The 20,345-nt window shown below is 46.7% G+C and carries 19 protein-coding genes and 1 riboswitch; of the genes, 1 reads left to right on the top strand and 18 read right to left on the bottom strand.

Annotation, left to right across the window (positions count from 1 at the left end):
- Position 1: 1 nt before the first annotated feature.
- The 16 genes from IGK85_RS16205 to IGK85_RS16280 form a co-directional block, all read right to left on the bottom strand.
- On the bottom strand, positions 2-922 hold the full coding sequence (locus IGK85_RS16205) for a peptidase U32 family protein (protein WP_008381722.1): 921 nt from the start codon (positions 920-922) through the stop codon (positions 2-4).
- Positions 923-1,191: 269 nt separating this feature from the next.
- A complete protein-coding gene (locus IGK85_RS16210; RefSeq protein ID WP_008381720.1) occupies positions 1,192-3,672 on the bottom strand; it encodes an ATP-dependent Clp protease ATP-binding subunit in 2,481 nt (826 codons plus the stop codon).
- 5 nt (positions 3,673-3,677) lie between these two features.
- The gene (locus IGK85_RS16215; protein WP_005230319.1) at positions 3,678-4,145 is read right to left on the bottom strand and encodes a CtsR family transcriptional regulator; all 468 of its coding nucleotides are present in this window, start codon (positions 4,143-4,145) and stop codon (positions 3,678-3,680) included.
- A 223-nt stretch (positions 4,146-4,368) separates the two neighbouring features.
- Entirely contained in the window at positions 4,369-6,372 is a 2,004-nt protein-coding gene (gene pknB / locus IGK85_RS16220; RefSeq protein WP_008381718.1) for a Stk1 family PASTA domain-containing Ser/Thr kinase, read from the bottom strand.
- A complete protein-coding gene (locus IGK85_RS16225; RefSeq protein WP_429972329.1) occupies positions 6,369-7,109 on the bottom strand; it encodes a Stp1/IreP family PP2C-type Ser/Thr phosphatase in 741 nt (246 codons plus the stop codon). The genes pknB and IGK85_RS16225 overlap by 4 nt, the downstream gene beginning before the upstream one ends.
- Positions 7,110-7,123: 14 nt before the next feature.
- Positions 7,124-8,482: a 16S rRNA (cytosine(967)-C(5))-methyltransferase RsmB gene (gene rsmB, locus IGK85_RS16230; RefSeq protein WP_008381714.1), complete on the bottom strand. Its 1,359-nt coding sequence runs from the start codon at positions 8,480-8,482 to the stop codon at positions 7,124-7,126.
- Entirely contained in the window at positions 8,472-9,425 is a 954-nt protein-coding gene (gene fmt / locus IGK85_RS16235) for a methionyl-tRNA formyltransferase (RefSeq protein ID WP_008381712.1), read from the bottom strand. The genes rsmB and fmt overlap by 11 nt, the downstream gene beginning before the upstream one ends.
- Complete coding sequence (gene def, locus IGK85_RS16240; RefSeq protein WP_005230314.1) at positions 9,418-9,909, bottom strand: peptide deformylase; 492 nt, start codon at positions 9,907-9,909, stop codon at positions 9,418-9,420. Before def ends, fmt begins: the two co-directional genes overlap by 8 nt.
- Positions 9,910-9,919: 10 nt before the next feature.
- Positions 9,920-12,322 carry a primosomal protein N' gene (priA, locus tag IGK85_RS16245; RefSeq protein WP_008381710.1) on the bottom strand — a complete coding sequence of 801 codons (2,403 nt, stop codon included), beginning with the start codon at positions 12,320-12,322 and terminating at the stop codon, positions 9,920-9,922.
- 128 nt (positions 12,323-12,450) lie between these two features.
- Positions 12,451-12,756, bottom strand: coding sequence for a DNA-directed RNA polymerase subunit omega (rpoZ, locus tag IGK85_RS16250; RefSeq protein WP_005232977.1), 306 nt, complete (start codon positions 12,754-12,756; stop codon positions 12,451-12,453).
- A 5-nt stretch (positions 12,757-12,761) separates the two neighbouring features.
- On the bottom strand, positions 12,762-13,376 hold the full coding sequence (gmk, locus tag IGK85_RS16255; RefSeq protein ID WP_005230308.1) for a guanylate kinase: 615 nt from the start codon (positions 13,374-13,376) through the stop codon (positions 12,762-12,764).
- A gap of 124 nt (positions 13,377-13,500) precedes the next feature.
- Positions 13,501-13,782 (bottom strand): hypothetical protein, encoded by a 282-nt coding sequence (locus tag IGK85_RS16260; protein WP_005230307.1) that lies wholly within the window; start codon positions 13,780-13,782, stop codon positions 13,501-13,503.
- A 13-nt stretch (positions 13,783-13,795) separates the two neighbouring features.
- Complete coding sequence (locus IGK85_RS16265) at positions 13,796-14,680, bottom strand: YicC/YloC family endoribonuclease (protein WP_008381708.1); 885 nt, start codon at positions 14,678-14,680, stop codon at positions 13,796-13,798.
- A 27-nt stretch (positions 14,681-14,707) separates the two neighbouring features.
- Positions 14,708-14,923, bottom strand: coding sequence for a YdbC family protein (locus tag IGK85_RS16270; protein WP_005230288.1), 216 nt, complete (start codon positions 14,921-14,923; stop codon positions 14,708-14,710).
- Positions 14,916-16,580 (bottom strand): patatin-like phospholipase family protein, encoded by a 1,665-nt coding sequence (locus IGK85_RS16275; RefSeq protein ID WP_008381707.1) that lies wholly within the window; start codon positions 16,578-16,580, stop codon positions 14,916-14,918. Before IGK85_RS16275 ends, IGK85_RS16270 begins: the two co-directional genes overlap by 8 nt.
- Positions 16,581-16,655: 75 nt before the next feature.
- On the bottom strand, positions 16,656-17,372 hold the full coding sequence (locus IGK85_RS16280) for a class A sortase (protein WP_005232974.1): 717 nt from the start codon (positions 17,370-17,372) through the stop codon (positions 16,656-16,658).
- Between the two features lie 231 nt (positions 17,373-17,603).
- Here IGK85_RS16280 and IGK85_RS16285 point away from each other — a divergent pair, with 231 nt between their 5' ends.
- Complete coding sequence (locus tag IGK85_RS16285) at positions 17,604-18,392, top strand: hypothetical protein (RefSeq protein ID WP_005232973.1); 789 nt, start codon at positions 17,604-17,606, stop codon at positions 18,390-18,392.
- 54 nt (positions 18,393-18,446) lie between these two features.
- Here IGK85_RS16285 and thiT read toward each other — a convergent pair whose 3' ends face one another.
- Entirely contained in the window at positions 18,447-19,019 is a 573-nt protein-coding gene (thiT, locus tag IGK85_RS16290) for an energy-coupled thiamine transporter ThiT (protein WP_008381706.1), read from the bottom strand.
- Between the two features lie 52 nt (positions 19,020-19,071).
- A riboswitch (TPP riboswitch) is annotated at positions 19,072-19,173 on the bottom strand.
- A 181-nt stretch (positions 19,174-19,354) separates the two neighbouring features.
- Entirely contained in the window at positions 19,355-20,329 is a 975-nt protein-coding gene (locus IGK85_RS16295) for a ribose-phosphate diphosphokinase (RefSeq protein ID WP_008381705.1), read from the bottom strand.
- Between the last annotated feature and the right edge of the window lie 16 nt (positions 20,330-20,345).

Consider the following 20,345-nt stretch of genomic DNA (forward strand, 5'->3'; position numbering starts at 1 on the left):
CTTACTTGATATCGTCAGGATCGATGGCATAAAATCCAGTGTCTAACCCACGTTCTGCCGGATGAAGTTGGGCAACTTGTTCACTGAGCACAGCAGCTTGCTCTGCTTGCCACTCCCCACTTTCTACAAGGGTCTTGGCTTGGGCAAACAGTTTAGCAATTGCCACAAAGGCTGCCCCTCGTGTATAGATTCCGTCCAACTTCCAGGTTTGAAAGCCTGTTTCGGCTAATTCCGCCAGCTGCAGCAGCAAATTAATGTCGTTATTGGCAAAAATGTGCGTACCGTGGCTATCTTCATAAATGGAATAGTGGGTTTCTTCTTTTTTCGGTTCGGATAAAAACAACCCCCGGTCGTGGTTCTTTCCTTCCGATTGTTGGGTATAGTTATAATAATTTTGTAAAAGCGGACGCTTCGATTGGTGAATGCAGGTCGCACCATAAACCAATACTTCCACAGGAATATTTAGTTGCGGGGCCATGATTTTCATTTCCTCGAAAGGAACTTCTCGCGCTAAAACGGCTGCCCTTGCCCCTTTTTGTCCCCAAAAATTGATTTGACGAGCGCTTGTTACTAAGGTTTCCCCTGCATAGATAAATGGCAAGGCACATTCTGGATTTTGCTTCATGCGGTAAATGATCCCAGGATCTCCGAGAGCGATTTGATCGGCTTGATTGGTCTTCAGAAATGCTAGGTATTCTGGAATCAGCTTCATTTTTTCTGGGTGCATGATGCCATTGACCGCGATCGTCACTTTCTTTCCAGCTTCGTGGGCCATGTCGATCAGTCTGATTTGCTCTTCACGAGAAAAAGAGGCCGGTAGGCGCAGCCCAAATGTCTCTTCTCCAAAAAACAATGTATCAACATAAGGGATCAGCTGCTGTGCTTGCTCGATCGATTCCACCGTGGCGATAATCTCAACCATAATACTCCTCCTTTTTTCAACTCATTCATAGTATCACACAGCAGGATTCTTTCCAAGAGGTCTCGTTACTCTTTTTTTCACGAATAGCGCTTTGCTCATTAATCAATCGTTGTCATAAAGCTATTTAGAAGGATATTTTTTTGTGAATCATCAATCATAATCAGTGGATACTTCTTGATCACTACTAGACATAGCATGACAAAAAAGCGGCGTTCCTATGGATGCCGATTGCTCGACCATAGAAACGCCACTGCCGTTATTGGCTCGACTTAAACTTGTTGCAAGACCCGTGCTTGTCCCTCTTTGACATTGAGGGTGATCGATCCTTTGGAAGCACCGATCGTCACTTTGTCACCTAAATGAATTTGTCCTGATAGGAGTGCTTCACTTAAACGGTCTTCGACTTCTTTTTGCAAGGCCCGACGAATCGGCCGTGCCCCATATTCTGGATCAAAACCAGCTTTACCGATCACATCAATGGCAGATGGCGTGATCTTCAATTGGATGTCTTGGTTGCCTAATCGTTTGATGATCGCTTTGCTCATGATCTTCACGATCTCGTGGATCTCCCCTTCACCTAAGGATTGGAAGACCACTGTTTCATCCACACGGTTCAAGAACTCTGGACGGAAGGCTTTTTTCAGCTCTTCTAAGATCCGTTTTTGCATCGCTTGGTGATCTTTCGTTAAATCAGTGACATTAAACCCAACGCTTTTTTCTTCGCGGATTTGTTGGGCACCGATATTAGAGGTCATGATCAAAATCGTGTTGCGGAAATCGACCTTCCGACCTTTGGCATCCGTCAAATGACCATCATCTAGCACTTGCAAGAGGATATTGAAGACATCGGGATGGGCTTTTTCCACCTCGTCCAATAAGATGACGGAGTATGGTTTTGAACGGATTTTTTCCGTCAATTGCCCACCTTCATCGTAGCCGACATAGCCTGGCGGTGAACCGATCAAACGGCTCGTGCTGTATTTTTCCATAAATTCGGACATATCGACACGAACCAAGGCATCTTCACTACCAAACATCGCTTCTGCTAAGGCTTTGGCAAGCTCGGTTTTCCCGACACCGGTCGGGCCTAAGAACATGAAGGAACCAATTGGACGGTTCGGATCTTTCAACCCACTGCGGGCGCGGCGGATCGAACGAGCGACTGCCTTGACTGCTTCTTCTTGGCCAACTACCCGTTGATGCAAGATCTTTTCAAGATCCAACAAGCGTTCGCTTTCTTTTTTCTCCATCTGCTGCAAAGGTACGCCGGTCCATTGGGAAACGACCGTAGCAACATCTTCTGCAGTAACACTATCGGCATAGCCTGATGCTTCTTTGACTTCCATAAACGCTACTTCCGTCAGCTGTTGGGTCAATTTCTTTTCCTTGATCCGTAAACGAGCTGCTGCTTCAAAATCTTGCTGACGAATAGCGGCTTCTTTTTCTTCGATCAAGTTGGCGATCTCGTTTTGCAGATCTGCCAATTCTGAACTTTCATCGGTTTTGTCTAAACGCACTTTGGCAGCTGATTCATCCATCAAATCGATGGCTTTATCTGGTAATTGGCGCGAATTGATGTAACGCACGGACAGTTGCACAGCGGCGTGTAACGCATCATCAGAAATTTCCACCCCATGATGTTCTTCATAACGAGGACGCAAGCCCCGTAAAATTTCTTCCGCTTCTTCTGGTGTCGGTTCGTCAACTTGCACCCGGGCAAAACGGCGTTCTAATGCAGAATCTTTTTCAATGTATTTTTGGTACTCATCTAGTGTCGTGGCACCGATGGTTTGCAATTCCCCACGGGCTAAGGCTGGTTTCAGAATATTCGAGGCATCAATCGCCCCTTCTGCTCCGCCGGCCCCAATCAGTGTATGCAATTCATCAATGAATAAGATGATTTGACCATCTTGATAGATCTCATCAATGATTTTTTTCATTCGGTCTTCAAATTCCCCACGATATTTCGTTCCGGCAACTAAAGCCCCCATGTCCAGCATCATCAAGCGTTTGTTTTGCATGTCTTCTGGGACTTCCCCATTGATGATTTTTTGGGCTAAGCCTTCGGCGATCGCGGTTTTCCCAACACCAGGTTCCCCCACAAGAACAGGGTTGTTTTTGGTCCGACGGCTAAGGATCTGGATCAGGCGTTTGACTTCTTTGGCACGACCGACAACAGGATCCAACCGTTTTTCACGGGCTAATTTGGTCAAATCACGGGCTAAGGAATCCAAGGTCGGTGTTCCTTGCTGCGCTTTGGCTTGGGCTGGACGACGACGACCAGCACTTCCGTTGGTTTTGCTTTCATTGAAGCCCATTTTTTTCTTCAAAAGCTGACGCATTTTCGCGAGACTCAAGCCGAGATTCAGCATGATTCGAGAAGCCAAAATGTCTTCGTCTCTTAATAAGCCTAATAATAGATGTTCGGTACCAATCTGCGGTGCCCCTAAACGCTTGGCTTCATCCCCTGCATAAGCAAATGTATGTTTTGCTCGTGGTGAATACGCGAGATAGGCATTTTCTGGGTATTGACGAACGGTGCCGTACCCTGTTAAATGTTCGATTTCTTCACGAATATCGTTTTCTGTGATATTCATTTCCCGTAACGTTTTGCCGGCGATCCCGTTTTGTTCAATGACCAGTGCCAATAGAATATGTTCAGAACCTACCGCTTGGTGCTTAAAGTATTTTGCTTCTTCTTGGGCGATAGCCAAAACGGCTTTCGCGCGTTGGGTGAATAATTCATCCATCTCTTTCACTTCCTGTCTTCGTAACTTAATCGTTCTAGAATTGCATGGAGCAAATCAGCTCGTGTTCTATTTTCATAAGGAGAACGTCCTAGAACTGCTTTCGCGATGACGGTCAATAATAAGTTGCCTTCTCGCTTGGACAGGATTCCTTCCTCATAAAGTTTCTGGATTATTGCATACGCATCTTTTTCCGAGATGGTTTCATCGAATAGTTGATTCATTTCTTTTAAGTAGTGGTGGCTGTCCGTGATTTTGACTTTTTCGATCCGAATATAGCCGCCCCCGCCGCGTTTGCTTTCAACCGCATAGCCTCTTTGAACGGTGAAGCGGGTATTGATCACGTAGTTTATTTGTGAGGGCACGCAGTTGAACAAATTTGCCATTTCCGCGCGACGAATCTCAATGGTTTCACTATCTTCAAGAATTTTCTTCAAATATGCTTCAATCAAATCGGAAGTATTGTGATGACTCAATTCATTCCCTCCCTTGACTAATTCTGACCTTCATTATACCCAATTTTTGAATCCTTGGAAAGATGTACGCTTGCACAAATGGCAGGACTAAAGGAAATTTTAAAGACACCTATGCCTCACTATAAGGTTTAGAAACAAAAACAAGCAGCTGGACGGGGAACAAAAAGAGAATTCTTTGGTCCCCGAAGGCTGCTTGGTTAAAGTATTTGGTTTTAGCTAGTTTCTAATCACTTTCTGAGCTACTTTCACTCGTAGCGCTTGAATCAGAGGAATCATCTGAACTACTGCTTGGCGTCGATGAGGACGAATCATCTGGTTCAGGTCCTCTAGAGATCGTGACCGTTACAGTAGAGCCAACTTCGACGGAGGTTCCAGCACCTGGAGAGACACGGACAACATGTCCAGCTGGTACCGAGTCATTATAGCCGTCCTCTTCCTCAAAAGTCGAGTCCAATCCCGCTTCATTCAAGTCTGCTTCTGCATCGGCTTGGCTTTTCCCAACGATTCTTGGTACATTGACCATTTCCTGCCCACTGCTGACCGTCAAAGTGATGGTCGTTTGGGAAGTCACCACCGTTTCACCTGTTGCGGGTGCTTGGGCGATGATCGTGCCTGATGGTTGACTGCTAGATTGATAGTTCACTTCGATCTGTGATCGGTCGACACCACGAGAAGTCAATGCTGCTCGTGCATCTGCCTCTGTCATGCCATAATAGTTGTCCATTGCGAAGCTATCTGGTCCGGAGCTGACCTTAAAGGTGATTTCGTCTTCTGCTGGGGAAACTTCCCGCCCTGCTGCTGGTGATTGACTGATAATATCCCCTTCATCGACATCATCTGACGACTCTAGCTCTTCTTTGATTCTGTCTTCATCAAAGCCCAAATCGATCAACTCTTTTTTGACATCATCAAAGGAGCGACCTTCATAGTCATCAAGGGTGATTTTCTTCGTTCCGCTACTGATGTAGAGGGTCACGACGGAATTCTTTTTGACTTCATTGCCTTCTGGCGGATCGGTCTTGACGACATTGCCTGCTTCGACTTCATCGTCTTCGATTTCTTCTACCTCGTCTGCCACTTGCAAGCCAGCGGCTTCCAGTTCGGCCCGAGCGGCCGCTTCTGTCTGGCCGTTGACTTCAGGAATCGCTACATCCCCCCGACCACCGCCGAATAGGAAGTAACTGCCTATACCTAGCAGTGCGATCACCATAATGACCGGCAGCAGCAGCCAGCGTTTGCGTTTTTTCTTTTTCGGTTTCGCTGATTCTTCGGCTTGATCCGCAGCCGTTTCTGCCACGGGTTCTTCCACTGGCGGCATTTCAACTTGGGCTGCTTCTACAGGGGTCAGCACTCTCGTTTCATCCATCAGGGCATGAGGTTCCCATCTCGGTTCATTGAGTCGGTCAGGTGACAATACAGTATCAAGATCCGCTCGCATTTCATCGGCAGTTTTGTACCGATCCGCCGGTTCTTTAGCGGTTGCCTTCAATACGACGTTTTCCAGCGATTGCGGAACATTTTTGTCATAGATCCGAATCGAAGGGATCTCATCTTGGAAATGTTTCAGGGCGATCGTTACGGCTGATTCGCCATCAAAAGGTACTTTGCCGGTTAAAATTTCATAGAGAATGATCCCAATCGCATAAATATCTGATTGATTGGTCGCCATACTGCCTCGTGCTTGTTCTGGTGAAAGATAATGCACCGAGCCTAGCATCGAGTTGGTTTGGGTAATCGATGTTTCTGATAGGGCGATCGCGATCCCAAAATCGGTGATTTTCACCACGCCGTCTTCATTGATCAGCACATTCTGGGGCTTTAGGTCCCGGTGAATGATGCGGTGTTGATGGGCCAGCGCTACCGCTGATAAGATTTGTTGGATGATATCAACGATCTGCAAATAAGGTACTGGATAGTGCGTTTGGATATAGCGCTTGAGATCCATCCCTTTGACATATTCCATCACCAAAAACTGCATGCCGTCTTCTTCGCCGACATCATAAACGGTTACGATGTTGGGATGAACCAGCTCAGTCGCCGCCAATGCTTCTCGTTGAAAGCGCCGAATCGCACTTTGGTCGTTTTGGAAGTCAAAACGAAGCACTTTGATTGCCACTTCACGGTCTAAGATCAAGTCATGCGCCAAAAACACATTTGCCATTCCGCCGCTGCCGATATTGCCGATGATTTTGTATCGGCCGTTTATCTTCTTCCCAATTTCGATCATGGGCGCTCTCCTCCAACTTTAATCAATAATACCGTGATATTGTCGACACCGCCGCGTTCGTTGGCTTGATCGATCAATGATTGCACTGCTTCTTCCAGCACAGGGGTTTCTTGGATCGTTGCTGTGATCTCTTCATCTGAGACCATGTTGGTCAATCCGTCTGAACACAGCAGCAAATAATCCCCGTCTGCAATAAAGTGGATCGCCACATCGACTTCGACTTCGCTTGGCATGCCGATCGAGCGGGTCAAAACGTTTTTGCGAGGATGATTCAAGGCCATTTCTGCTGTGATTTGTCCTGACTTCACCAATTCATTGACCAGTGAATGGTCCTCTGTGATTTGGGTCAGCACTTGATTGCGTAAAAGATAGGCACGGCTGTCCCCGACATTGGCAATCGTAAACTGGTCGCCTAATAAGGCCACAGCAATGATCGTGGTGCCCATGCCGCTAAGTTCTTCTTGTTCTTGTCCTTTTTGGAAAATCACTTGGCTTTCTGCTTGGATTTTTTGGATCAGCCATTGGGCAGTTTTTTCACTGTCTGTCAGCTCTGTCTGTTCCCAAGCGGTGCCGATCTCACTGACTGCTTGACGGCTAGCGACATCTCCGGCTTGGTGGCCCCCCATGCCATCGGCAAGCAAGGCCAATGTCACATTGGCTTTATTTACATAGGTTGCTGCAAAATCTTGGTTTGTGTTGCGACGTTTGCCGACATCTGTCTGAAAACGAATCTCCAATTTCTTTCACCTCGTTACTTTTTGCGTAGACAACTGATAAAAAAGCCATCTGTCATAAAATCTTGCGGATAGATCGTCAACATATCCTCTTGAACCGCTTCGGCTGCCAGCGGTCCTACCGCAAGAGGCATTTGCTCAAATTCAGGATGGTCAGCGAGAAACGCTGCCACGACTTGTTGATTTTCTTCCTCTAGAATCGTACATGTGCTGTAGACCATTATACCCGATTTTTTCAAGGTTGGGGCGGCACTTTCCAAAATCTCTCGCTGAATCTGCGGCAAGCGTTGGAAATCGGCCTCCGTCTTGCTGTATTTGATGTCCGGCTTACGGCGCATCAACCCTAATCCAGAACAAGGGGCATCCACTAAGATGCGATCAAATTGTTCGGGGGCAAAGGTTTGAGCCGTCTCTCGGGCATCCATCACGCGGGTTTCCACAACTGCTTCTACGCCTAAACGTTGGGCATTTTGCTGAATCAGCTTAACTTTATGGGCATGGATATCCAGTGCTGTCACTTTGCCGCCCTCTGCGGCAGACAAGAAGGCAGCGATATGGGTCGTTTTGCCTCCTGGGGCGGCGCACGCATCCAATACTTGATGGTTCCGGGCTACTTGTAAAACGGGGGCAACCAGCATCGAACTTTCATCTTGGATCGTCAGTAAGCCTTCTTTGTAGAGGGAAGAGCCCGCCATAAAGCCTTTATCAGCCACAACCCCATAAGGGGAAAGCTCACTTGGTCGTGCGTCAATGCCTTCTTCTTGTAGCCGTTCGATCGCTGCTGCTTGCGAGATGCGCTGCAGATCGATACGACCACTGGCATGATTGGGTTCAAATAGGGCATAGCCTAGCTCACTGGTTTCTTCGATCCCAATTTGTTTGACTAGTTTCTTCGTTAGCCATAAGGGCAGGCTGATTTCCGTTGCTAAACGTTCCATTGGGTCTTTAATCAATGCCAAGTCTGGCACTCCTTGTCGTTGGATCGTGCGCAGCACGCCATTGACGAATTTACCAGTCCCCGGATTGCCTTTGGCTTTCGCAATATCCACGGCTTCATGAATGATGGCATGGGCGGGTACTTTATCGAGATACAGCATCTGATACAAGGAAAGCCGCAGCAGCGTTTTGACCCACGGGTCGACTTTGCGGGCATTTTTAATAAACCGGTCCAAATAATAATCCAATAAAAGCTGACGACTGATGGTGCCGTACACCAATTCAGTCAGTAAGCGACCGTCCTTGTCATTTAAACGCCCTTGATTCATCAATTCCCGCAGCAGTAGATTGGAATAAGCACCGCCTTTTTCGATTCGCAACAACGCTTCTAGTGCCACAAAACGCACTGTATATTGTATGTCTCCAAGATTACGCTTCATAGGTACCTACCTGATCCCCTTTTTGAATCTGTTGTCCACTGCCGTTTAAGAATGCGGCAATGTCTTGTCGGCCTTTTCCAGCTGGCTGCAATTCATCAATAGCCAATACCGTGCCTTCACCACAAGCGATCAGCAACGTTTTTTTCGTCCGTTCAATGATCGTTCCTGGCTGGGCTGTCGTCGTTTGCTCCAGCGGTGTTACTTGCCAAAGCTTCCAGCGGTTGCCGTTTTGTGTCGTAAAGGCGATCGGCCATGGCCGCATGCCTCGGACTTGGGCATCGATTTGCACCGCCGTTTTCTGCCAGTCGATGGCTTCTTGTTCACGGCTGATATTCGGCGAGAAGGTTACTTTCGCTTCTTCTTGCGGAACCGGCTGCAACTCTCCTGACAAGATTTTCGGCAGGGTTTCCAGCAGCAAGTCTTTGCCCAGCAGGCTCAACTTATCAAACATCGTCCCCACATCATCTTGTGCCGTGATGGGCAAATGAGCTTGAGCAAAAATACCGCCAGCATCCATTTTTTTGATCATTTCCATGATGGTTACACCCGTTTCTTGCTCGCCTTCCATGATGGCATAATGCACAGGTGCTCCGCCCCGGTATTTCGGTAGTAGGGACGCATGAACGTTGATAGCGCCATACTTCGGTACTTCTAGTAAAGCACTAGGTAAAAATTGGCCGAAAGCTGCCGTGATCAGCAGATCAGGTGCCAAAGCTTGAATCTGCTCCATTTCTGGTGACCCACTGATTTTTTCTGGTTGTAAAACCAACAAGCCATGCTTCAACGCCGCTTCTTTGACAGGTGTCGGAGTGATGGTTTTTTTGCGACCGACGGGACGATCCGGCTGTGTCACGACTGCTGCCACTTCATAGCCGGCTTCAAGCAAGCCTTCTAAAATTGGGACGGAAAACGCCGGGGTACCCATAAAGACGATTTTAGTCATTTTCATGTTCCTCCATATACTTTTCTAAGTCTTCTTCAGGAATGCGTTCGACGAGCTTGTCGACAAACAGCACGCCATTTAAATGATCGATCTCATGCTGCATCGCACGCGCCAAGTAACCGAATGCTTCCACTTCCATTTCTTCTCCTTCTCGATCGAAATAGCGGACAGTGATCTCGTCTGCTCGTTTGACGGTCCCAAAGGTGTGGGGAATACTCAAGCAGCCTTCCACATCAAGGGATTCACCAGAAGAAGCGATGATCTCAGGGTTGATCATTTCAAAGCGATCGTCTTCTTCGACTTCCACGATCGCCACTTGCAGGTTTTTGCCGACTTGCGGTGCGGCAATACCGATCCCGTCATGGGCGACCATCGTTTCATAAAGGTCGTCTAGTAGCTGAACGAGTTCATCGGTAATTACTTTGACGGGTTTTGCTTGCCGACGAAGACGTTCATCGGGGGTGATAATAATAGGATAACGCATATTTTCTCCTCTAAATAAAATTCAACGGCTCTTGGTCAATCGATACGTACAATCCTTTGCGCTGATCGATTTGACTTTGATCCAACAGACGGGTCAACAAAGCAGGTAGCTGCGGTTCATTTTTGTATTTAATGATCAATTGGTAGTAATAGCGGTTTTTTACCCGCAAAATCGCACTTGGTGCCGGACCCAACAAAATACTGCGCGGTGACAGCTCCTGCTGCAGATCCCGCGCGATCGCAAACATCTTCTGAGCGGCGACTTGCTCTTCGGGATGGCTGCAGGTGATTTTGACGGTGAAATAATACGGTGGATAACCGCTTTGGTGCCGCATCCACATCTCTTTTTGATAGAAATCTTCGTAGTCTTGCGACTGCGCCAACTGGATGGCATAGTGCTCAGGGTTGAATGTTTGGATCACCACTTCGCCGTTTTTTTCCGCCCGACCTGCCCGACCACTGACCTGAGTCAGCAGCTGGAACGTCCGTTCACTCGAACGAAAATCTGGCAAGTTCAAGGCCGTATCGGCATTCAAGACCCCTACCAGCGTGATATCAGGAAAATCCAAGCCTTTGGCGATCATTTGAGTCCCTAACAAAATATCCGCTTTTTTCTCCCCAAACAAGGTCAAGATTTTTTCGTGGGCGCCTTTTTTGCGGGTGGTATCGACATCCATCCGTAAAACCCGCGCTTCGGGAAACAGTTCCTTCAACTCTTCTTCCACTTTTTGCGTGCCCGTTCCGTAATAACGAATCTTGTCTGCATTACAGTTGGGGCAACGATGGGGGATGTGTTCTTCATGTCCGCAATAATGACAGCGCATCGTTTTGGTATCCATATGGAGCGTCAAGGAGATGTCGCAATTTGGGCAAGGCAAAACATACCCACAATCGCGGCACATCACGAAGGAAGAGTAGCCGCGCCGATTCAGCAGCAAGACGATCTGTTCTTTGCGGGCCAAGCGGTCTGTGATTTTTTCCTGTAACGGACGAGAAAAGGTTTGATACTTTTTGTTGGCAAATTCGGTACGCATATCCACGACTTCGATCTGCGGTAATTGCGCACTGGTTTTTGCCCGTTGATTCAATTTCAATAGGCGGTAGACTTCTTTTTGCGCCCGGGCACGAGACTCCAATGACGGCGTCGCACTGCCTAACACCACTGGACAGTGATGGTACTGGCTGCGCCAAATCGCTAAATCTCTCGCATGGTAACGAGGGGCTTCATCTTGCTTATAGGAGGCTTCGTGCTCCTCATCGACGATAATGACCCCGATGTTTTTCAACGGAGCAAAAATCGCCGAGCGGGCGCCAACCACCACCTGCGCCTCCCCACGTTCGATCTTACGCCATTCATCGTATTTTTCACCTTGGGACAAGCCGCTGTGTAAAACAGCCACTGCGTCGCCGAGACGGCTTTTAAAGCGTTCGACCATTTGCGGGGTCAAAGCGATCTCCGGTACGAGCATGATCGCGGTTTTGCCTTGTTTCAGCAATTGGGCGATCGCTTGCAGATAGACTTCTGTTTTTCCACTGCCGGTGATCCCTTCCAGTAAAAAAGTCTGCGCCTCTTGGTTATCCGCACAAGCAGTGATTTGCGCTACTGCAGCTGCCTGTTCTTCATTTAATTCAAGGGGGACCGTTTTTTGAAATTGACGGTCTTTGTAAGGATCACGGTAGGCTTCAACTTCCGTAAAAGTCAGCCAGCCAGCTTCTTGTGCTTGGTTCAAAGCCGCGGTGGAAATCCCTTGTTCGGTAAAAAAGGAAACCGGCAAGCGGGCTTCCTCTGTCAAAATCTGTAAGATTTCCAGCTTGCGTTTAGCCCCTTTGCGCAGCTGTTGCTGGACGGCGGGGATTTCTGCTGGCTCGATCTTGCGTTCAATATAACGGGTCATTTTCGCTTTGTTTTTATTTTTCACGAGGTACTGCAGTTCAACTACTGCGGCTTCCCGCAAAGGCTTCAACTGCGGCAGCAGCCCTGCACTTTCGGCGTCTTGCCAGCTGAGGATGCCGTCTTCGGGAAAATATTTTTTGATGGGATGATTTCCTTCCAGCAAAACGATCTGCTTTTGGTACTCGGCTTTCATCACACTAGGCAGCATCGTCTGCAAACAAGTAATCTTAAAGGCAAAGGTCGTTTCCTTCATGTAGTCGGCTAATTGGAGAAGTTCTTCATTGACGACAGGCGACAAATCCAACAAACGAACGATTGGTTTTAAGGTCTGTTGCGGTTCGGCAACTTCTGAAAGCCCGACGACGAACCCTTGGATATGACGGTCACCTTTGCCAAATGGCACTTCGACCCGCATTCCTGTCTCAATGGCGGCTTGTAATTCTGATGGGATCAGATAAGTAAAAGGCTGATCGGTCTGCATCGTGGGAACATCCACGATCACTTCTGCTATGTACGCCATCTCTTCTCCTCCTTTTAGGTTCTATTTTACTAAATGGGCTGGGGTTTGTCTGTACCCCTTACAAAAATTTAACCATCGCCATTCAAAAGAAAAAGCCAGAACACAGGCGTGCTCTAGCTTGCTTTTGTCTATAGCTTTTGTTCGTCGCGGATACGCGCTTCTAATTCTTTTTGTTCTTGGTCTTTTTGCGCTTTGCGCTCTTCTTGTTCCATTTTCAAGCGGGCCCGCTTGATCTCTGGATGAGGATCATTAACGACTAATTCCGCTTCGATTTCTTCAAGTGCTTGACCCACGCTTTTCACTGAATCAAAGTTTTCTAATGTTGCTTGCGCACCGGCATCAAGTTCATGCGCCCGTTTGCTTGCTAAGATCACTAATGAATATTTTGAGTTGACACGATCCAACAAAGAATCGATTGAAGGTTTTAACATCATATTTCTTACAGCTCCTCTAACATTTTGATATAGGTTCCGATCACTCGGTCAACGCGAAAATGTTCACTCGAAATAATTTCGCGAATTCGTTGGACTGCCTTAGGTACTTCATCATTGACAACGGCATAATCATACAAAGCCATCATTTCGATTTCTTCACGGGCGACACGCATCCGTTCATCGATCACTTCGGCAGAGTCGGTTCCTCTTCCTGTAATACGAGAGCGTAATTCTGCCAGATCAGGTGGCGTCAGAAAAATAAACACACCATCGGGAACTTTGTCTTTTACTTGTTTTGCCCCTTGCACTTCGATCTCTAAAAATACATCTTTTCCTTGATCCAGTGTTTGTTGGACATAAGATAATGGGGTGCCATAATAATTGCCGACATATTCGGCGTATTCCAGCATTTCACCGGCTTCGATCAAGGCTTCAAATTCTTCCCGCGTGCGGAAATAGTAATCGACCCCTTCCACTTCCCCCTCGCGTTTTTGACGAGTGGTCATTGAAACGGAATATTGAAAATCGTTGTCGTCACTCTCAAAAATTGCTTTGCGCACGGTCCCTTTCCCTACTCCGGAAGGTCCTGATAAAACTATAAGTAATCCTCGCTCTGACATAATGACGTCCTTTCACTGACATTTGCTTAACGTCTATTTTGCACTTTTTTTCAGCAACTTTCAAGAACTACTTTATTATAATGGGAATTTCATGAAATTGCTAGTCTACACTTCGGCTGCTTTCTTAAAAGCCCATGTTGCTTAAGGTATTGATGACCCCTGCTAATTCGTCTTTGGCAGTGATTGCTTTTTCGGTCGGATCCGTCACTTCTTGGCAATCGATACGCACGATGTACCGACGATTTAAAGAAACAGCTACGCCATCAACTAGTAGATGAAGAAAATCCGGCTCGATGGCTACGCAGGCATCTTCCCACGCAGAGAAATTCTCTTTATCAGAGGGAATACTGCGCTTGATGACATTTTTCCCGCTCAGTTCGTGAAAGGTGATATCGTAATATTTCATTGGTTCATTCCTCCTACTCGATGTTTTGAACTTGTTCTCTGATTTTCTCAATGATCGTCTTCATTTGGACGACACTGTTTTTGATTTGGATCGGACTTGATTTTGAGCCAATCGTATTGACTTCTCGGTTCATCTCTTGGATCAAGAAATCCAGCTCTCGACCTATCGGCGTCTCAGCTGCCAGCAGCTCCGTCATCGTCGTTAAATGGATACTTAAACGATCCAGTTCTTCGTGGATATCGCCGCGTTCCAATAAAATCGCCAACTCTGTCAGTAAACGATCGCGCTCGACTTCTTCCCCTAGATAGGCAGTCAGTTTCTTTTCAAAGCGTTCTTGGTAGTCCGCTTCATAGAGGGTCACGAATTGTTTGAGTTCTGTTAGTTTTTCCTGCAGCTGTCGCTGATTTTCTTGTAAGATCTGCAGAATGCCTTGCCCTTCCACCCAGCGGCTTTGGTCGATCGCTGCCAACGCTTGGTCTAATGCTTCCATCACGCCATCGGCTAAGGTGCTTTCTTCTGGCTCTTGATCAGAGATCGTTAGAAAAGCCTCATGGAGCAGGAATTGTTCCAGCAATGCTGCTTTTGGCAGCTCTGTCAGGTCAAAACGGGCGTTGGCTTCGGTATCGATCTCCTGCATGAAACGTTCCAGCAGGTCCCATTGGATCTCGATCTGTTTCGTATTTGCGGTTTTTTCTTTTAACGTCACATACAATTCGATTCGCCCCCGCTGGAGGGTCTGCTTGATCGACTGCCGTAAAGCACCTTCTAGAGGATTCAATTGTTTAGGCATTCGCAGCTGCAGGTCCAAAAAGCGCTGATTGACACTTTTGATCTCAATTTCGATCTGCACATCTGGCGTTTCTGCACTGCCTTTGCCAAAACCAGTCATACTTTTCATTTGATCACTCCTAACCGTTTTGCTTTCTTACATGGAAAGCAGGGCTTTTTTAAGTTCTGCAAATTCTTCATTGGATAAGGTCACGCCTTTGCCCATCTTCTCGTGCTCTGGACCCCAATCTCTCAGATCAAATTTTGGCGGACGCCCATTCCAGCTCACCAAATTCAATTCTTTGCGCCAGCCTCTTTGATTTTCCGAAAGCACGGCGATCTCTTCAACGATTTCATACGAAAATTTATCCATTTTCTGCTCCTTTCAAAAGATAGTGACTATACGCTGCCATTAAAGCAGTCAGCGGGTAACGCCGACGAATCTGCTGAAGGGCGGGCAGATTCAATTGCTGCGTCCGATAAAAAAAGAAAAAGCGGTTTTGCTCGGACAAGACAAAAAAACGGTCGCGATAATAGCTCAGCCACTCGGTGATCGACCAGGCATCGGCTTCTTCCACTGCCTTTAGCGCAATTTTTTCAGCTAAAACCGTTAGAATCGTTTCCTGCTCATAAATCACCGTAGGCGCTAGATACAATACTTTCGCGGTACACTCTATCAGTATACGCCCCCACTGCTCAAATGGCACATCCTGTTGATAGAATTTACGCATTTTTTTCCAAAATTCTTTTTTCTTTAGTTCCTGATAAAGCAACGGGTCTGTCTGGCGTAGCTCTTTCAAAAAGCCCCGCCATAACGGCTGAAAATCAACCGTCTTTTCAAAGGTATACCAATGGCCTTGGTATTTGCCGAACACTTTCAAGGTTTCCAAATAGCCCAAGGTCATATTATCCAGCGAACGCTGGGCATCAAAAACCAAAAAGCTGCCTAAGGACCAAGGAGACCCTAACGAAAGTTGCGCAGTTTCTTCCGTCAAAACCGTCCTTTTATTGATGCCGGGTCCTTGGACATCCACGGTGATACATTCCGTTGCCCCCTGCTGTAGAGCGACATCGATGGGCAGGTTGTTGCGATAGCCGCCATCGATGTAATAGGCGTCATTAATTTTTTGCGCCTGCATCGCTGGATAAAATGAGGCGGATGCCAATAACCAATGCAGGTTTTCTTCTACTGCTGATGGATCAAAGGCATAAACCGTCTCCTTGAAATCTGGCAGACGAGTCGTACAGATTAGCAAATGACAAGCAGTTTGGCTGAATTTTTCTTGATCAAAGGTCTTTTGCAAAAGCTTTGCCAAGGGTTCAGTACTGGCGCCGTTGCTTTTGACCGCTTCGCGGACCAGCGAGTTGGCTTGATTCATCAAATCCCGCAGCGTTTGGGCTCGTACCGAAGCAAGCGGATAGTGCAATACTTGCTCGCTGGAGATATTTGCCCATAAATCGACGGCCGCTTCAACATCGTTCATTAAAATCAAGGCACCATTCAAGGCACCGACGGAAGTTCCTGTGATCCATTCAAAGGTGATGCCCCGTTCTTGCAGCGCTTGCCAAACCCCGATTTGATACGCCCCATGAGCACCGCCACCGCCTAAAACCAGCGCCGTCTGATAAGCTAGCGCTCTTTGATACCCTTGAGGGACCACCTGATACCCTTGCTGGATAAACCACTCCGCCAAGGGGGTCCGATGAGGAAGCTGCCACAAGACGGCTGCTACAAAGCGACTGCGGGCGAAGCTTTCTGTCACGGCCAGCAGTTGTTTCCAAGTAAACTCGGCGGCCGCTTCCACCAGCAGATTGGTGATAGTCAGTGTCTTTTGGTCAAAATCAAACTGCCCGGCAAGGTAAAAGCGGCCATAACGGCTGTCGATCTGCCAGCCCTGCTGCGCCATGTCGGCAAGAAATGCTCGTCGCGCTTTTGAGTGCGACTCAAAAAAGGAAAAGACGAGTCGGCTTTCTTGAAACCCTGCCCTTTGTGCAAGAAAATCGATCGAAGTCAGTTTTTTCACTTTCATCAAGACGCCTCCTTAAGCAAAAAAGAATAGACGAATGACACGCCAGCTGCCGTACCACTCGAGCTATTCTTTTGATTAAAATGTTCGTTGTGCCATGTTGAATGCTGCCAACATCTCATCCGTTGCTTCGTCGACAGGCGTTACAGATTCCAGATCGCCTTGGATCACACGACGGGTGACACCGCCCATTTCCCCACAGGTGATCAGCGTGATCATTTTGCGGCCTTCTACTTCGTCAAGCAAATAAACATCGGTCGGGTCGACCCGCACAGAAGAAGTCGCAGTATACGTGTAAATATTTTCCAGATCGGTCACATAGATAGCCGCCCCGATCGCGACATCATCCAATGGTGTAAACAGGAGCTCTGGCGATTGAGCGCGATGGCTAGCTAACGCGTAATTGCCTTCCCCCATTTTTTGGGTGGGACTTAACGTACCAGCACCATACAGCAAGGCCTCGTTGGCCAAGCCTTTAAAAATCGGCAGATTGATCCCAACACTGGGAACCGCCACGCCGCCGATCACTGGCAAAGCTTTGTTGCTCAGCTGCGCCCGTAAGACTGCTTCTGAACTTGCCGGCTCCACGGCATCAAAATCAAAGGTCGCTTCCGCTTCCATATTTTTTTCGACCTCACTACGATCAATGGTGCCGACTGCGTATGCTTCACCTGTTTGTTTAATAAAATAATTTTTGATTTGATTATTAAAAATCAATGCTAAACCAATCAATAACAGCACAAGCAAAAAGAGATTGCTCAGCCAATTCGAAAGTCTGCTTTTCTTTTTTCTCATAGGTTCTCGTCTCCATTAGTTTCTTCTTTTATCATACCAAAATCCTCATAAAGACGCCAATTTTGGCCAGTTTTTTTACGAAAAGACAAGATTTGCCTTTTTTTGTCGAAAAAGGGAACTTAAAAATTGTTTTTTCTGTTATTTTGTAATATAACTTTAAACGAAAAGATACAAGCAATTTTCAGCGCTTTGTTGTAGAATGAACTTAGTATATAGGAGGGATCGATCGGCATGTCTAACACGATTTACGTACATATTGATACAACCAGCAATGCCGTCTTGACCCGCGGGCTTGCCCCCCAAGATTTTAACAAGAGCATCGTCCATCAGCCCAAGAATTTGCTCTTGCTTGATCCTTCCAGTGATTTCGGCGAATTCGACGGTCATACGGGCTTAAAAGTGATACGCGGAATGGAAGATGTCCAACTGTTTTTTCAGCAAATCAACAAAGGTCGCATTGCCGAAGAAATGAAGTGGATCGATTTTAATGATTACGAGATGGTCAAAGAATTGACGCCTTTAGAGATCTCCGAATTGTTATATTTTGGCCACATGAAGACACACCTCCACTCCCCTTTCTTTTACAAACTGCAAAATAACTTTGTTTTCTTTGACTTAAAAGATGCACGTTCCCGCGTTTATTATCGTTACTTAGATGAATATTACCGGATCTTGGCGGATCGGATCACCCGCATCGTCTTAGAAAAAATCAATGATCGCCTCTCCTTTTTTAAAAAAGCAACACCGGTGGAAAAACTCGATTTTAATTTGCTGAAAGAGTTGCGGGGAATCATGCAAGAAGGCATCGTCTTCTGTCTGACACAAGAACAACTGATCGATAAAACTTATACGATCCCGATCTATCTGTCAGAAGATGCTGGCTTGAAAAGCACATTGGTCAATCAAAAAGAGTTAGATCAAATTGCAGTTTTGCGCTACTCAGCCAGCAAAAAAAACTGGTCGTTGGAAATTGATCAAGAAGATTTGGCTTTTGGCTTTTTCGACAAAAAAATGTCTTGATGCTTCTCTTTTTCAAAGAGCATCAAGACATTTTTTATGATTTCATTTCTAAAACTAAGCTTTCGGCACAAATAATTTCGGGGCTGCCTTGACTAAGAGACCTAGGACGACCCCTACATAAACGATATTGATGATGACCGATGTTCCATTGAAGATCAAGGAATACAGATACGGGCTTTGTCCTTCTGGTGCGTACATTCCCCAGACAAAAACCCCTGCCCAATAATGCCAAAACCAACGGCTAATCACCGCCACGATGCCCCCTAAGACGACATACCACGTAACGGTTTTGCTGTTTTGACGGATCGCTTGCTGGATTTTATTAGCAAACAAGCCGCCCATCCCGCCAAAAGCAAAGGCAAAGGGATATTCAAAGATGATCTGTGGAACGGTGATAAAGTTACGCATGGCGCTACCAATCAAAATATTCAGCAAGCCCCACATAAATCCCGCCGTCATTCCCGGCAGCACCCCGCGACGATACGAATACAAGACCAAGGGCACGAGCCCTAGAGACAAGTCGATACTGGAATTGGCTGTCTGGATCGGGATATACGACAAGACGACCCCGATCGCAGCAATCATCGTTCCTTCCGTCCACACTTGCAGCGACATTTTTCGTTTCAAAAAAAACTCCTCCTTTAGAATCATCACAATTCACAAAGGAGAAGTGTTAGACACTTCAACTCGTCACAATTCCTACGTTCGCATGATCGAAACAGGTACGAAGGGTTTAGAGTACTCTCATTCTCAGCCTTTGCAGACTCCCCTTTGTGATTAGATTCTATTTTATTTTGTGCTTGCGTTTCGCAAGTCACTTTCAAGAATACCATAAATTGATGAAAAGAAACATGACTGCGATCGTTTTTTCTAAAAACATTCTGAAACTCCTCAGAAAAAAACAACCAATGAGCGGTTAAAGACCGACCATTGGCTGTTGTTCTCATGCTTATGAGGCACGATTAAATTGATAATTTTGATTCAAACAGTGGACTTACTGGTTTGTTCTCATGGATTCGTTTGATCGCTTCGCCCATCAAGGCACCAACACTGATCTCATCGATTTTTTTCGACTTACGGTCTTCTGGCAAGTAAATCGAATCTGTCACAACTAGATGCTCAATGGCCGAATCTTCGATCCGTTCCAAGGCAGGTCCTGACAAGACAGGGTGAGTACATGAGGCGTAAACACTTTTGGCACCTGCTTGTTTCAACGCATTTGCAGCCAATGTGATGGTACCAGCAGTATCGATCATATCGTCGATCAAGACACAAGTTTTGCCTTCAACATGACCAATGATATTCATGACTTCCGCTACGTTGGCTTTCGGACGACGTTTGTCGATGATCGCGATTGGTGACTTAAGAAACTCAGCTAATTTGCGGGCACGAGTCACGCCACCGTGGTCTGGTGAAACGACGACGACGTCATCGCCTTGAATGCCTCTTTCCAAGAAGTAGTTGGCGATCAATGGTGCACCCATCAAGTGGTCAACTGGGATATCAAAGAACCCTTGAATCTGTGAAGCATGCAAATCCAGTGTAACCATACGGTTCGCACCGGCTTTTTCGATCATGTTTGCTACAAGTTTTGCGGTGATTGGTTCTCTTGATCGCGCTTTGCGGTCTTGTCTTGCATAACCATAATAAGGCATTACTACATTGATCGTCTTCGCACTGGCGCGCTTCAAAGCATCGATCATGATCAGCAATTCCATTAGGTTATCGTTTACAGGGCTGCTGGTTGATTGAATCACGTAGACGTGGGCACCACGAATACTTTCTTCAATATTCACTTGGATTTCACCATCGCTAAATTGTTTGACTGAACACTTACCTAATTCAACACCTACTGCAGCTGCGATTTTTTCCGCCAAAGGACGATTTGAGTTCAGAGAAAAAATCTTCAATCTTGGATCAAAATAATGATTTGACATGAGAACCTCCACTTTC

The organism is Enterococcus sp. AZ015 (assembly GCF_050499225.1).
Classification (GTDB): Bacteria; Bacillota; Bacilli; order Lactobacillales; family Enterococcaceae; genus Enterococcus_D; species Enterococcus_D entomosocium.